The organism is Curtobacterium sp. MCBD17_021 (assembly GCF_003234525.1).
Classification (GTDB): Bacteria; Actinomycetota; Actinomycetes; order Actinomycetales; family Microbacteriaceae; genus Curtobacterium.
The window spans coordinates 230833-245626 of record NZ_QKTS01000001.1 but is presented as its reverse complement, the minus strand read 5'-3'; the positions used below and the strand labels follow the sequence as shown (position 1 = coordinate 245626).

Annotated in this window: 15 protein-coding genes; 14 read left to right on the top strand and 1 reads right to left on the bottom strand. The window is 71.0% G+C overall.

Annotation, left to right across the window (positions count from 1 at the left end; translation table 11 throughout):
• The first annotated feature begins 154 nt into the window (after nt 1-154).
• The 3 genes from secY (at nt 155) to map (ending at nt 2915) form a co-directional block, all read left to right on the top strand.
• Complete coding sequence (secY, locus tag DEI83_RS01135) at nt 155-1477, top strand: preprotein translocase subunit SecY (protein ID WP_110824231.1); 1323 nt, start codon at nt 155-157, stop codon at nt 1475-1477.
• Nucleotides 1474-2064, top strand: a complete 591-nt coding sequence (locus DEI83_RS01130) for an adenylate kinase (protein ID WP_111079981.1) — start codon at nt 1474-1476, stop codon at nt 2062-2064. The genes secY and DEI83_RS01130 overlap by 4 nt, the downstream gene beginning before the upstream one ends.
• Before the next feature lie 65 nt (nt 2065-2129).
• A complete protein-coding gene (map, locus tag DEI83_RS01125) occupies nt 2130-2915 on the top strand; it encodes a type I methionyl aminopeptidase (protein WP_111080118.1) in 786 nt (261 codons plus the stop codon).
• A 301-nt stretch (nt 2916-3216) separates the two neighbouring features.
• On the opposite strand, the gene DEI83_RS01120 is transcribed toward map, so the two are convergent.
• Nucleotides 3217-4506, bottom strand: coding sequence for an LCP family protein (locus DEI83_RS01120; protein WP_111079980.1), 1290 nt, complete (start codon nt 4504-4506; stop codon nt 3217-3219).
• A 287-nt stretch (nt 4507-4793) separates the two neighbouring features.
• Here DEI83_RS01120 and infA point away from each other — a divergent pair, with 287 nt between their 5' ends.
• The 11 genes from infA (at nt 4794) to rplM (ending at nt 14779) form a co-directional block, all read left to right on the top strand.
• Nucleotides 4794-5015, top strand: coding sequence for a translation initiation factor IF-1 (gene infA / locus DEI83_RS01115; RefSeq protein WP_017885509.1), 222 nt, complete (start codon nt 4794-4796; stop codon nt 5013-5015).
• 70 nt (nt 5016-5085) lie between these two features.
• Nucleotides 5086-5202, top strand: a complete 117-nt coding sequence (gene rpmJ / locus DEI83_RS01110) for a 50S ribosomal protein L36 (protein WP_022903266.1) — start codon at nt 5086-5088, stop codon at nt 5200-5202.
• A gap of 184 nt (nt 5203-5386) precedes the next feature.
• On the top strand, nt 5387-5761 hold the full coding sequence (gene rpsM, locus DEI83_RS01105; protein WP_110824228.1) for a 30S ribosomal protein S13: 375 nt from the start codon (nt 5387-5389) through the stop codon (nt 5759-5761).
• 9 nt (nt 5762-5770) lie between these two features.
• Nucleotides 5771-6169: a 30S ribosomal protein S11 gene (gene rpsK / locus DEI83_RS01100; RefSeq protein WP_110824227.1), complete on the top strand. Its 399-nt coding sequence runs from the start codon at nt 5771-5773 to the stop codon at nt 6167-6169.
• 188 nt (nt 6170-6357) lie between these two features.
• On the top strand, nt 6358-7353 hold the full coding sequence (locus DEI83_RS01095) for a DNA-directed RNA polymerase subunit alpha (RefSeq protein ID WP_110824226.1): 996 nt from the start codon (nt 6358-6360) through the stop codon (nt 7351-7353).
• Between the two features lie 64 nt (nt 7354-7417).
• The gene (rplQ, locus tag DEI83_RS01090; RefSeq protein WP_111079979.1) at nt 7418-7999 is read left to right on the top strand and encodes a 50S ribosomal protein L17; all 582 of its coding nucleotides are present in this window, start codon (nt 7418-7420) and stop codon (nt 7997-7999) included.
• Nucleotides 8000-8164: 165 nt separating this feature from the next.
• Entirely contained in the window at nt 8165-9343 is a 1179-nt protein-coding gene (locus tag DEI83_RS01085) for an aromatic acid exporter family protein (RefSeq protein ID WP_111079978.1), read from the top strand.
• A gap of 90 nt (nt 9344-9433) precedes the next feature.
• Nucleotides 9434-10372, top strand: a complete 939-nt coding sequence (locus DEI83_RS01080; protein WP_258371001.1) for a tRNA pseudouridine(38-40) synthase TruA — start codon at nt 9434-9436, stop codon at nt 10370-10372.
• Nucleotides 10373-10381: 9 nt separating this feature from the next.
• Nucleotides 10382-11128 (top strand): MBL fold metallo-hydrolase, encoded by a 747-nt coding sequence (locus DEI83_RS01075; protein WP_111079977.1) that lies wholly within the window; start codon nt 10382-10384, stop codon nt 11126-11128.
• Nucleotides 11129-11263: 135 nt separating this feature from the next.
• The gene (locus DEI83_RS01070) at nt 11264-14068 is read left to right on the top strand and encodes an ExeM/NucH family extracellular endonuclease (protein ID WP_111080116.1); all 2805 of its coding nucleotides are present in this window, start codon (nt 11264-11266) and stop codon (nt 14066-14068) included.
• 264 nt (nt 14069-14332) lie between these two features.
• Entirely contained in the window at nt 14333-14779 is a 447-nt protein-coding gene (rplM, locus tag DEI83_RS01065) for a 50S ribosomal protein L13 (RefSeq protein ID WP_111073916.1), read from the top strand.
• Nucleotides 14780-14794: the final 15 nt, after the last annotated feature.

The window sequence follows — 14794 nt, the reverse complement described above, 5'->3', positions numbered from 1 at the left end:
TTGCGCGCGGGCCGCCGTTACGGTTTCCTTGATGGCAGGTCCGGAACACGGCGTCGTTCGACGTGCGTGCCGGGCCACGGGGTCGGCGCTTCCGGCCACGGGCGACCTCGCCCGGCTCGACCGGTCAACCGGTCACAGAAGTTCGGAGTAACTCGTGTTCAGAGCGGTCGCGCGCATCATGCGCACCCCAGATCTTCGGAAGAAGATCGGCTTCACCCTCGCGATCATCGCGCTGTTCCGCCTCGGCTCGTACATCCCGGCACCGTTCGTGGACTACGCCAGCGTGCAGGCCTGCCTGGCGTCCGCGTCGTCCTCCGGCGGCCTGTACGACCTGATCAACCTGTTCTCCGGCGGCGCGCTCCTGAAGCTCTCGGTCTTCGCGCTCGGGATCATGCCGTACATCACGTCGTCGATCATCGTGCAGCTCCTGCGCGTGGTGATCCCGCACTTCGACTCCCTCTACAAGGAGGGTCAGTCCGGTCAGGCGAAGCTGACGCAGTACACGCGCTACCTCACCATCGCGCTGGGCGTGCTGCAGTCCACCACCCTGATCACGGTCGCCCGCTCTGGTGCCCTCTTCGGCACGAGCGCGTCGGCGTCCTGCACGTCGATCATCTCGAACGACAGCTGGTACGCCATCCTCCTGATGGTCATCACGCTGACCGCCGGCACCGGCCTCATCATGTGGATGGGCGAGCTCGTGACCGAGCGCGGCATCGGCAACGGCATGTCGCTGCTCATCTTCACGTCGATCGCCGCCCAGTTCCCGTCGGCGCTCTGGGCCATCGAGCAGTCGCAGTCCTTCGAGCTCTTCCTCTTCGTCATCCTGGTCGGCCTGGTCATCATGATGGCCGTCGTGTTCGTCGAGCAGTCGCAGCGGCGGATCCCGGTCCAGTACGCCAAGCGCATGGTCGGGCGCCGCACGTACGGCGGCAACAACACGTACATCCCGATCAAGGTGAACATGGCCGGCGTCGTGCCCGTCATCTTCGCGTCGTCGCTGCTGTACCTGCCGGCGCTGATCGCCCAGTTCAACCAGCCCTCGGACGGCAGCGCGCCGGCCCCGTGGGTGACCTGGATCCAGAGCAACCTGACCTCGGGCGACAACTGGTTCTACATGGTCCTGTACTTCCTGCTCATCGTCGGCTTCACGTACTTCTACGTCGCGATCACCTTCAACCCCGAAGAGGTCGCCGACAACATGAAGAAGTACGGCGGGTTCATCCCGGGCATCCGTGCCGGACGTCCGACCGCCGAGTACCTCGACTACGTCCTCACCCGGGTGACGTTGCCCGGTGCGCTCTACCTCGGTCTCATCGCGCTCATCCCGCTCGCAGCACTGGCGCTGTTCGGGGCGAACCAGAACTTCCCGTTCGGCGGTGCCAGCATCCTGATCATCGTGGGTGTCGGCCTCGAGACGGTGAAGCAGATCGACTCGCAGCTGCAGCAACGTCACTACGAAGGGCTTCTCCGTTGAGCGCACGCCTCATCATCGTCGGACCTCCCGGAGCCGGGAAGGGCACGCAGGCCGGACGGATCGCGTCCACCTTCTCGATCCCCGCGATCTCCACCGGCGACATCTTCCGGAAGAACGTGGCCGAGGGGACGCCGCTCGGACAGCGTGCCAAGGCGCTCATGGACGCCGGCGAGTACGTGCCGGACGACCTGACGAACGAACTCGTCCGGGACCGCCTGGCCGAGTCCGACGCGGAGCACGGCTTCCTGCTCGACGGGTACCCCCGGACCGTGGCCCAGGTGGAGTACCTGGACGGCCTCCTGGCTGAGCAGGGAGACGCCCTCGACGTCGTCGTCCAGCTCGTCGCCGACCAGGACGCCCTCGTCGACCGGCTGCTGCAGCGGGCGCAGGAGCAGGGCCGTGCAGACGACACCGAGGAGACGATCCGTCGTCGGCAGCAGGTCTACCAGGAGCAGACCGCGCCGATCGTCGCCGTGTACCAGGAGCGTGGCCTCGTGGTCGACGTGGACGCGCTCGGCGGCGTGGACGAGGTCGGCGATCGCATCGCCGACGCCCTGACGTCGCGCGGCCTCCCCGCCGCCGTCTGACCGAGGTCGACCCGGTGCGACGGCGGAAGCCCTCGATCTACAAGACGCCGGAGGAACTGAGCGCCATGGTGCGCCCGGGCCTCCTCACGGCGCAGGCCCTCGACGCCGTCCGCGCGGCGATCCGTCCCGGGGTGACCACCGGCGAGCTCGACGCCATCGCGGAGCGCACCATCCGTGACGGCGGGGGCGTCCCGAACTTCCAGCTCGTGCCCGGTTACCGCCACACGCTCTGCGTCTCGGTGAACGACGAGATCGTGCACGGGATCCCCGGGGAGCGGGTGCTGCAGGCCGGGGACATCGTGTCGGTCGACGCGGGAGCCGAGGTCGACGGGTGGAACGGCGACAGCGCGTTCACGGTCGTCGTGCCCGGTGGCGACCCCGCGGTGACGGACGCCCGGCAGAAGCTCTGTGACACCACCGAGCGTGCGCTGTGGCACGGCGTCGCGGCGCTCGCGCACGCGAAGAACCTGCACGAGGTCGGGGCGGCCGTCGAGGACGCCATCGACGAGACCGGTGCGTGGGGCATCGTCGAGGACTACACGGGTCACGGCATCGGGCGCTCGATGCACGAGGAGCCGCCCGTGTTCAACCACCGCGTCCGTGGCGCCGGCCCCGCCGTGCAGCCCGGTCTCGCGGTCGCCATCGAGCCGATGGTCACGGCCGGCACGATCGACAGTTCGACGGACGCCGACGAGTGGACGGTGCGGACGCTCGACGGGTCCGACGCAGCCCACTGGGAGCACAGCGTCGCGGTGCACGCCGACGGGATCTGGGTGCTGACGGCCGCCGACGGTGGCGCAGCGGCGCTCGCGCCCCTGGGAGTGACCCCGGTCCCGGTCCCGGTGCCGTAGGGCGAGCACCACCGCCACCGGCGGGGATCAGTGCTCGTGCCGTGCGGGGTGGCACCGGTGCCGGTCCGGTGCGCCGGGCCTCCAGTCCGCCCGGTCCGCTCCAGCTGCCGGTCCCGGTTCCGGTCCTCGGTCCCCTGGCCCGTTCGCGGTCCCGGTCCCGGTCGGAGTCGGTGACGGGAGGCCCCTCAGCAGGTCGCAGTGTGCCGTGCGTCTCGTGGCGCAGGCTCGCCTCGGCCGGCTCCCGCCGAAGACCGGCAGGTCCGTGCCGGTGGACGTCGCATCCGGCGCGCGGTCGGTGTCGTCAGTTGCCGACGGAGCAGGTCTCCTCCGCCGCGCTCTGCCCCGTGATCGAGGAGGGCAGCGGTGTCGCTGACGGGCTGCTCGTGGTGGTCGTCTGCCCGCCCGGTGTCTGCGAGGGGCTCGTCGACGGACCCACGGTGTCCGCCGGGGGCGTGGTGTCGGACGGCGCCGGCGTCGCGGACGGAGCGGTGCTCTCGGCGTCCGACGACTCCTGGGACGCCCGCCCCGTCGACGAGTCGCTGAGGGTCGTCCGCTCGTCGGTCTGCAGGGCCACGTTCAACGTGTGGGCGTTCGCCTCGTCGACGATGACCCGCGCGGTGTCGGCCGGGTCGTCGATGACGGGGTACTGCACGAACAGCATGCTCGAGGTGCTCATGCCGCGCAGGGTCGACGCGAGTCCGACCAGGGTGCGCGTCTGGGCGAGCCCGTCCGAGAGCGCCATGTTGGAGAGCGCGGCGCCGGCGAGCTTGTAGAGCGTGATCGGGTTCGAGAGTGTGCCGTCCGCGGTCACCTGGCGGAGGAGGGCCGAGAGGAACACCTGCTGCGAGCTGATGCGCGCGAGGTCGCTGCCGTCGCCGACGCCGTGGCGCGAGCGCAGGAACGCGAGGGCGTCCGAACCCTGCAGGGAGTGTGCGCCCGCGGTCAGGTGGAGGCCGGTGAACGTGTCGTCGATCGGGGTCGCGACGCACACGTCGACACCTCCGAGTGCGTTCGACATCTCGATGACCCCGTCGAAGGTGATGAGTCCGGCGTACGGGACGGTGAGGCCGGTGAGGTTCTCGACGGTGTCGACCACGCAGGACACCCCGCCGTTGCCGAGCGCGGTGTTGAACTGCGCGGACTCGGCGGCGGGGTAGGTGGTGCCGGTCTCGGGGTTCGTGCACGCCGGGATGGGCACCATGAGGTCACGGGGGAGGCTGACCGCGGTGAGCTGCTGGTGGTCCTCCGACACGTGCACGAGCATCGTGACGTCGTTGCGGGCGCCCTCGACGTCCTCGTCGGAGTCGAACTGGCCGACGCGGGTGTCGCTGCCGATGAGCAGGATGTTCGCGCCGCCCTCGATGGCGGTGACGTCGGCGGTCTCCGCCGTGCTCTGGTCATCGGTGCTGAGCTGCACCGTCCGGGGCGCCGCGGCCAGCTGCGCGCCGGCGATCGCGGCCACGCTCGTGCCGCTGACGAGGAGCACCGCGGCGGCGGAGGCGACGACGGACAACAGGGTCGTCCAGCCGCGGCGGCGGGGGAGTCGGCCGTGGCGTGCGACGGGGCGCTCGCGGCCGGTGGCGTCGGGCACGGTGGTCCTCCTTCGGTGACTGCTCCCGTCACCGTACGGCTCCGGGCTCTGCTGCGGCACCGCTGCGGCCGTGGGATCGCTGTCGAACAGCGCATCTGCGCACCGGTCCGGGACGCCCGTCCCCTGCACTGGGGTGGCCGCGCCGCTCCGAATGGAGCCCGCACTTGGCAATCCGCGGTCTACCACATAAGATCGATCTTTGGTGTGCCATGCCCTCTGGCGTGGCGCCCGACCCGCAGACCGGCTCGGGGATCACACCGGTAATCCAACCAAGCGACAGTGAGGCTATGGCCAAGAAAGACGGCGTCATCGAGATCGAGGGCTCGGTGCTCGAAGCTCTGCCCAACGCGATGTTCCGCGTTGAGCTGACCAACGGACACAAGGTCCTCGCGCACATCTCCGGGAAGATGCGCCAGCACTACATCCGCATCCTCCCCGAGGACCGCGTGATCGTGGAGCTGAGCCCGTACGACCTGACCCGCGGCCGGATCGTCTACCGCTACAAGTGATCCGCGAGCTGGAAAGGAACGGCCCGGCGAACCCGCCGAGCACGAAGCCAGCGAGCACGAGGAACGAACAATGAAGGTCAACCCCAGCGTCAAGCCCATCTGCGAGCACTGCCGAGTGATCCGCCGGAAGGGCCGCGTCATGGTGATCTGCAAGAGCAACCCGCGTCACAAGCAGCGTCAGGGCTAGTCCCTCCCGCGTGACCGGGGCCGCCAGTCGGAGACTGCCAGCGGCTCGAGCACGACCCACAACTGAAGATCGACAACGCAGTACCAGAACCCATCCGCTCCGGCGGGCGGGGGACACCTCGGGACGGAGGCCCGGGCACCGGTACTGCGCCACACCTCCATCGACAACAGGAGCAGCCAGCACAATGGCACGTCTAGCAGGCGTCGACATCCCGCGCGAGAAGCGCGTGGAGATCGCACTCACCTACATCTACGGGGTCGGCCGTACCCGCGCCGTCCAGACGCTCGCGGAGACCGGCATCTCCGGCGACATCCGCGTCAAGGACCTCACCGACGACCAGCTCGTCGCCCTCCGCGACTACATCGAGGGCACCTTCAAGGTGGAGGGTGACCTCCGCCGTGAGGTCGCCGCCGACATCCGCCGCAAGGTCGAGATCGGTAGCTACGAGGGTCTCCGCCACCGTCGTGGTCTCCCGGTGCGCGGTCAGCGCACCAAGACCAACGCTCGTACCCGCAAGGGCCCGAAGCGCACCGTGGCAGGCAAGAAGAAGGCTCGATAGGAGATCACGATGGCTACCCCCAAGACCGCCGCGCGCAAGCCGCGCCGCAAGGAGAAGAAGAACGTCGCCGTGGGCCAGGCCCACATCAAGAGCACGTTCAACAACACCATCGTCAGCATCACCGACCCGTCGGGTGCCGTCCTGAGCTGGGCGTCCTCGGGCGCCGTCGGCTTCAAGGGCTCGCGCAAGTCGACGCCGTTCGCGGCGCAGCTCGCTGCCGAGTCGGCTGCCCGTCAGGCCGCCGAGCACGGCGTCAAGAAGGTCGACGTCTTCGTCAAGGGCCCGGGCTCGGGTCGCGAGACGGCGATCCGCTCCCTCCAGGCCGCTGGCCTCGAGGTCGGCTCGATCAACGACGTCACGCCGCAGGCGCACAACGGGTGCCGCCCGCCGAAGCGCCGCCGCGTCTGACGCGAGGAGCAACCGGCCGTTCCCCGCTCGTTCCCTGACCGGGACGAGCGGGGTCGGCCATTCCTGGTCGTTCGATCGCGCACTCCTGTGCGCGTGATCACAACTGAAACAGACCCGTCGGGGCCCGGCCGGCTCCGTCGTACCGCCAAGTGTCATATAGCGGACACTTCGCCGAAAGGAATTCCACAGTGCTCATTGCACAGCGCCCCACCCTGAACGAGGAGTCGATCTCCGAGTTCCGCTCGCGCTTCGTCATCGAACCGCTCGAGCCGGGCTTCGGCTACACCCTCGGCAACTCGCTGCGCCGCACGCTCCTCTCGTCCATCCCCGGTGCTGCCGTCACGAGCATCCGCATCGACGGTGTCCTCCACGAGTTCAGCACCGTTCCCGGTGTCAAGGAGGACGTCACCGAGATCATCCTGAACATCAAGAGCCTGGTCGTCTCGAGCGAGCACGACGAGCCGATCACCGCGTACCTGCGCAAGCAGGGTGCCGGGCAGGTCACCGCGGCGGACATCTCCGCCCCGGCCGGTGTCGAGATCCACAACCCGGACCTCGTCATCGCGACCCTGAACGACTCCGCGCGCTTCGAGCTGGAGCTGACGATCGAGCGTGGCCGCGGCTACGTCTCGGCGACCCAGAACCGCTCGGAGTTCAGCGAGGCCGGTCAGATCCCGATCGACTCGATCTACTCGCCCGTGCTCAAGGTCACCTACCGCGTCGAGGCGACGCGTGCCGGTGAGCGCACGGACTTCGACCGCCTGGTCGTCGACGTCGAGTCGAAGCCCGCGATCACGCCGCGCGACGCCATCGCGTCGGCCGGTCGCACGCTGGTCGAGCTGTTCGGGCTCGCCCGCGAGCTCAACACGGCGGCCGAGGGCATCGAGATCGGCCCCGCGCCGGTCGACGCCGTGCTCTCGAACGAGCTGCAGACCCCGATCGAGGACCTCGACCTGTCGGTGCGCAGCTACAACTGCCTCAAGCGGGAGGGCATCAACACGGTGTCCGAGCTCGTCGCCCTGTCGGAGACGCAGCTCATGAACATCCGCAACTTCGGTCAGAAGTCGGTGGACGAGGTCAAGGACAAGCTCACCGAGCTCGGCCTGTCCCTCAAGGACACCGTCCCCGGATTCGACGGTGCCCACTTCTACAGCGGGTACGACGAGGACGAGTCCAGCAACTGACCTCGCGCTGACGCGCACGCGCTCCTGACACGGGGCGCACCACCATCACCACTGGAGAACTGACATGCCGAAGCCCACCAAGGGCCCCCGCCTCGGTGGCGGTCCCGCACACGAGCGCCTGCTCCTGAGCAACCTCGCCAACGCCCTCTTCACGCACGGTCGCATCACGACGACCGAGACGAAGGCCAAGCGCCTCCGTCCGGTCGCCGAGCGCCTCATCACGTTCGCGAAGCGCGGCGACCTGCACGCGCGTCGTCGCGTGATCGCGGCCCTGCGCGACAAGACCGTCGTGCACACGCTGTTCACGGAGATCGCGCCGCAGGTGGCGGACCGCCAGGGCGGTTACACCCGCATCACGAAGCTCGGCTTCCGCAAGGGCGACAACGCGCCGCTCGCCTCGATCGAGCTCGTCCTCGAGCCCGTCTCGAGCACGCCGGCCCCCGTCACGCGCAATGCGGCCCCGGCCGCGGCTGCGCCGGTCGCCGAGGACACCACGTCCGACGAGACCACGGCCGCCCCGGTCGAGGAGACCGAGACCACCGAGGAGTCGACCCCGGTCGCCGACGAGACCACGACCGACGCTGCCGCAGAGGTCGAGGCCGACGCCGCCGCGAAGTCGGACGACGCCGCGGACGAGTCCAAGTAGTCACACCGCAGGTCAGGAGGGCCCCCGCAGCGTTCGCTGCGGGGGCCCTCCTGCTTCGGGCCGGACACCGTCCACCGGACGCGAGGTGCCCGGGAGGCCCGGGAGGCCTGGGAGGCCCGGTACGCGCCCGTCACGGATCGTGACGGCCGACGAGACGAGAGCACGATGCAGTTCCAGCACGTCGCCGGTGTCGGCACCCGCCTGTGGCGGTGGAGCCGGAACTCCGGCACGCAGCCCCGACTGCTGCACGCCGCGAAGGCAGCAGCGGCGGCGACGCTCGCGTGGGTCGTCGCGCAGAACGTGCCGGGCGTGGCCGCCGAGTACCCCTACTACGCTCCCCTCGGTGCCGTGGTCGCGATGCAGACGACGGTGTTCGCCGGGCTCCGGAGTGGGCTGCAGACCCTCGTCGGGATCGCCCTCGGCATCGCCGTCGCCGCCTTCACGATGTGGGTCGGCGACCCCGGGGTCCTGGCGGTGGCGATCACGGTCGGCGTGGGCGTGCTGGTCGGCGGGTTCCGCATCCTCGGCGAGGGCAGTTCCTGGGTCTCGACCGCGGCGCTCTTCGTCCTGCTCGTCGGCGGCGCCCACGCCGAGGGCTACTCACTCGGGTACCTCGTGCAGATGGCCGTCGGCGTGGTGGTCGGGCTGCTCGTGAACTTCCTCGTGTTCCCGCCCCTGCACTTCTGGGATGCCGAGCGGCGCATCGACCAGGTGAACAGCGTGCTGGCCGTGCACCTGGACGGCCTCGCGGACGTGCTCGAGCAGGGCGGGCGGGACGAGCGGGCGTGGGACCAGGCGCAGGACCGCCTGGACCGGGCGATCGCCGACGTCCGGAGCCGGGTCTCGATCGCGCAGGAGAGCCGGCGCATCAACCCCAGGGGAGCGCTGCGGGGATCCCGTGCTCGACTCCAGCGCGACGGAGCCCGCTTCCGCGCACTGGAGCGGGTCGCGTGGTACACGACGGACCTCACCGAGCTCGTGGCCCGGTCCGGTCCGGTCTCGTCGAACCTCGGCCGGCCGGACGAGGCGTTCACGACACCGCTCGTGCGGGCGATCCGGCAGGTCGCCGCGATGGTCCGCGGTGACCACCCGCCGGACGAGGGGGACCGGGCGATCTCCGAACTCGAACACGCGCTGGACGCCTCCCGCGAGAAGCCGTCGGACGTCGCGGTGACGTCGACGGCCCTGGTGGCGCTCCGCGGGATCGTGGAGTCGGAGCGGCGGGCGACCCATGACGCCGACACCGAGACCGGCCCGGCGGAGCCGCCGCGGCCCACGAGCCTCCACGACCGGCTCGCCCGACGGCGAGGGCACCGACCCGGGCGCGGCGGCCCGTCGGACTGATCGTCCGCGCCGAGGGCCCGCCGTCCGCGGGGCGTGGACCGGCCGAGGGCGCGGACCGGCCGAGGGCGCGGACATCGGTACCGTGGAGGTGTGAGCGAGACCGGCCGGACCGAGGGCGAGGCCGGCGTGCGGCTGCGGCTCGACATCGCCTACGACGGAGCCGCGTTCTCCGGGTGGGCCCGACAGCCGGGCCTCCGCACCGTGCAGGGCGCGCTCGAGGCCGCCCTCGCCACCGTCTTCGGCCGGTGGGGCGAACCGCCGCAGCTGACGGTCGCCGGCCGCACCGATGCCGGCGTGCACGCCACCGGGCAGGTCGCACACCTCGACCTCAGCCCGGATCAGTGGGCCGCCCTGACGAGGCCGAAGCGCCCCAGCGCCGACGGCACCGTCCGTGACCCCTTCGCCGGCCTCGTCCGACGACTCAACGGACTCGCCGGCCCCGACGGCGATGTCGTGGTCTCCCGCGCCTCCGTCGCGCCAGCCGGGTTCGACGCGCGGTTCTCCCCGGTGTGGCGGCGGTACCGGTACCGGGTGGCCGACCTCGACGCCCCCCGCGACCCACTCCGACGAGGGCACACGACCTGGTACCCGGGGCGTCTCGACCAGGCGGCCATGGAGCGCGGGGCGCTGCGGCTGCTCGGGCTGCACGACTTCGCGGCGTTCTGCAAGCCGCGCGATGGCGCGACCACCATCCGGACCCTGCAGGAGTTCCGCTGGGACCGCGAGCCGGACGGCGTGCTGGTGGCGAGCCTCCAGGCCGACGCGTTCTGCCACTCGATGGTGCGTGCGATGGTGGGCGGCACGCTCGCCGTCGGCGAGGGCCGCCTGACGCCGGACCAGCTCGACGACCTGCGGATCGCGGAGGAGCGGACCAGCGCGTTCACGGTGGCACCGGCGCGCGGACTCACCCTCACCGAGGTAGGGTACCCGGACGACGACGCCCTGGAGGCCCGTGCCGAGCAGACGCGCGCGCGTCGCGACGCCGAGGGGCACCGGCCCGGCGACCTCCAGGCCGACCTCGGGCGGTAGCGTCGGGGGATGGCTCCTCGCACTCCCCGCTCCGTCGTCTCCGTCGCACCCGGTGTGGTCTTCGTCGAGGGGCCGGTCTCGAACTGGGTCGTCCTGGCGGAGGAGGACGGCGTCGCCCTGATCGACGCCGGGTACCCGGCCGACACCGACCTCGTGCTCGACAGCGTGCTGCTCGCCGGGCACGACCTCGACGACCTCCGCCGCGTCTACGTGACCCACGGACACGTCGACCACGTCGGGGGCCTGCCCGGGATCCTCGAGCGCCACCCGCACGTCGAGGTCCTCGCACACGCCGACGAACTCGCCAACGTCCGTGGACCGGGGCGCCAGCAGGTCACCCCCGCGGAGATCGGCGGACGGCTCGCCGCTCCCCGGGTGCTGCGGTGGCTCGGGCGGGCGATCGCCTCGGACGCGCTCCGGCCGACCACCGTGCCGTCCGCCCGGGCGTTCACCGCGCGGGACTTCGACGGTCGCGCGATGACCCCGCTGCCCGCGCCCGGACACACCGCCGGGTCCACCGCGTACCTGCTGCCGGCCGCCGACGCGATCGTCACGGGCGACGCCGTCGTCACCCACCACGACACCCAACCGGCCTCGTGGGCGCCCCGGCCGCGGATGATCACGCCGTTCTTCACGGCGGACCAGGCGCTCGCCGTGGAGTCCGCGCGGGTGTTGCCGTACCCGGCGATCGTGCTGCCGGGGCACGGTCCGGCGGTGCACCGGGTCGGGTCGGAGTGGGTTCCGATCCAGGGGTGACCGGCGTGTGTGCGGCCGTGCGGAACGGGTGGTCGACCCTCGTCCGGGGGGAAGGTTCACCCGCTCGTAACCTGTGCGCCCGTGCAGGACCGTACGGTCGTCGGGATCCCTCCCGACCACGAACCGAAGGTCCTCATGCAACGAACCGTCGGACGCACCCTGCTGTGCGCCACGGCTGCCGCGACCCTGATCGCCGCACCGCTCGTCACCGTCACCGCCGCGACCGCGAACCCCGCGGGCACCGGACTCGTCATCTCCGAGGCGTACCTCAAGGGCGGCAGCACGAACCAGCCGTTCGCGAACCGGTTCGTCGAGATCGCCAACCCGACCGACACCGCCGTGTCGGTCGACGGGTGGTCGCTGCAGTACCGCTCGGCGACCAGCACCGGTGCCGCGAGCACGGTGGTGCCCCTGACGGGCACCGTCCCGGCGAAGGGGACCTTCCTCGTCCAGGGTGGTTCGAACGGCACGGCCGGTGCGGCTCTGCCCACGCCGGACGTGGTGTCGACCCTCAACGCGTCCGGCAGCGCCGGCACCCTCGTGCTGTCCGACCGGGCCACCGCCCTCACGCTGCCCGCCGGCACCGTGCCCGCCGGGACCCCCGGTGTGGTGGACCTGCTCGGCTACGGGACGTCGAACACGTTCGAGACGGCCGCGGCGACGAACCCGGCGGGAGCGAACTCCACACCGGACGCCCTGGCACGCGCGACGAGCGGCGCCGACTCGGACGTCAACCGAACGGACTTCACGCTGTCCACCACGATCACCCCGCGCAACGCGAAGGGCGAGACCGCGACCGGCGGGTCCGCACCGACGCCGGGCGACGGCGGCACCACACCGCCCGCCACCCCTGCGGTCGCCGCGACCATCCCCGAGGTCCAGGGCACGACCGACACCTCGCCGCTCGTCGGCAGGACGGTCACCACGAGCGGCGTCGTGACTGCGGTGTACGCGAGCGGCGGCCTCAACGGCTACACGATCCAGACGCCGGGCACGCCCGGCGTGGGCGCCGCGGCCACGCGGACCGCGTCCGACGGGCTCTTCGTCTACTCTGCGGCCACCGTCGGCCGGGTCGCGATCGGTGACCACGTCGAGGTCACCGGCGCGGTCTCGGAGTTCAACGGGCTGACCGAGCTCACCGTCCCGAGTGCCGCCGGACTCCGGGTGCTCACCACGCCCGCCGTCGCGCCGCAGCCGGCAGCCGTCGCGTTCCCCCGCTCGGACGCCGAGCGCGAAGCGCTCGAGAGCATGCTCGTCCTGCCGCAGGGCGACTACACGGTCGCGGACAACTACACGACGAACCAGTACGGCGAGATCGCGCTGGCCACGGGCGCCGGCCGGCTCCTGCAGCCGACCGAGGTCGCGCGTCCGGGCAGCGCTGAGGCCGCTGCGGTCGCCGCGGACAACGCGGTCCGCAAGGTCACGCTGGACGACGGCGCGGGCACGAACTTCCTGCCCCGCGACGACCAGGACCAGGCCGCCCGCGGGATCCCGGTCCCGTGGTTGACGAACGCGGGTCCGATCACGGTCGGGGCCACCACGACGTTCACCGATCCCGTGGTCCTCGACTACCGGAACAACGCCTGGAAGTTCCAGCCGACGACGCCGGTCACCGGCGCCACCCCGGCGGCCGACCTGCCCGCGTCGTTCTCGGACGTCCGTACCCCGGCGCCCGCCGCGGTCGGCGGGGACCTCACGCTCGCCGGGTTCAACGTGCTGAACTACTTCCCGACGACCGGTGACGAGCTGACCGGGTGCACGTACTACCGGGACCGCGCGGGGGACCCGATCACGGTGAACTCCGGCTGTGACGCCCGCGGTGCCGCCGAGCAGGAGGACCTCGACCGCCAGCAGGTGAAGATCGTGAAGGCGATCAACGCCCTCGGCGCCGACGTGGTCTCGCTCGAGGAGATCGAGAACTCGGCGGCCTTCGGGCAGGACCGGGACGCCGCGGTCGCCACGCTCGTGGCCGCGCTGAACGCCGCGACTGGGACCGACACCTGGGCGTACGCGGAGTCGCCGTCCGTCGTACCGACCAGCGAGGACGTCATCCGCCTGGCCCTGATCTACAAGAAGGACCGGGTCGCACCCACGGGCGAGTCGACGATCCTCATCGACCCGGCGTTCACGAACGCACGCCAGCCCGTCGCCGACGCCTTCCGACCGGTCGGCGGCACCGCGGAGGACGACTTCCTCGTCATCGCGAACCACTTCAAGTCGAAGGGCTCGGGCACCGGCGAGAACGCCGACCAGGGTGACGGCCAGGGCGCTTCCAACGCCGACCGCGTACGACAGGCGCGAGCCCTCGCGACCTTCTCCACCGCCATGCAGGAGCAGTACGGCACCGACAAGACCTTCCTCATCGGTGACTTCAACGCGTACAGCGAGGAGGACCCGATGGTGGTGCTCCGTGACGCCGGGTACACCGACCTCGCTCCGGCGCAGGACGAGGACGAGTACTCCTACGTGTTCAGCGGTCTGAGTGGGTCCCTCGACCACGTGCTGGCATCGCAGGCCGCGCTCGAGTCGGTCACCGGCGTGGACATCTGGAACATCAACTCGACCGAGTCGGTGGGCCTGGAGTACAGCCGGTACAACGTGAACGTCTCCGACCTGTACGAGGACGACGTCTACCGCGCCAGCGACCACGACCCGATCCTGGTCGGGTTCGACCTGAGCGCGGCCGAGGTGCCGGGCGACCCGACGCCGGAGCCCACGCCGGCACCCGAGGCGGACGACGCGACACCGACCCCGGCCCCGGTCGCCGGTGGCGTCGGCGTGACCCCGGGTGCGGGCGGTACGCCGAGCACCGACGGCGACCTCGCCTTCACCGGTGCGGAGCTGGGTGCGGGACTGGCGGCGACACTCGCCCTCCTGGCCGCCGGCGGTGGGCTCCTCGCCCTCCGTCGCCGCCGGACGACGGGTGGCAGCGCCGAGTGAGCCTGCCCTGAACACGACCACCGCCGGGAGGCGCGCTGCGGGTCCGACCCGCAGCGCGCCTCCCGTCCGTGGTGCATGCGGGTCTGCCCGCGGTTGACCGACGTGATCCGCGTCCGCTAGGCTCTCACCTTGGCCTGCGCGCTCTGTTGCGCCAGGCAGTCAGATGGGCCCTCCACCGGGTCGTTCACCGGGCATCTGCCCGCGGGAACGCCCACCGGAGCGGGATTCACGGACTCCTCACCTCGACACGAAAGCAGCACTCCTGTGACTCGTACGTTCTCCCCGAAGCCGGCAGACGTCCAGCACGACTGGATCGTCATCGACGCGACCGACGTCGTGCTCGGCCGCCTCGCTTCGCACGTCGCCGCCCTCCTCCGCGGCAAGCACAAGGCCACCTTCGCCCAGCACATGGACATGGGTGACTACGTCATCATCGTGAACGCCGACAAGGTCGCCCTGACCGGGTCGAAGCTCGCCAAGAAGGTGTACTACCGCCACTCCGGTTACCCGGGCGGCCTCACCGCCACCAGCTACCCGGAGATGCTCGAGAAGCACCCGACCCGCGCCGTCGAGAAGGCGATCCGCGGCATGCTGCCGAAGAACACCCTCGGTCGCGAGCAGCTCAAGAAGCTCAAGGTCTACGCAGGCGCTGAGCACCCCCACGCGGCGCAGCAGCCCAAGCCGTACACCTTCGACCAGGTCTCGCAGTAACAGCGGCCACGACGA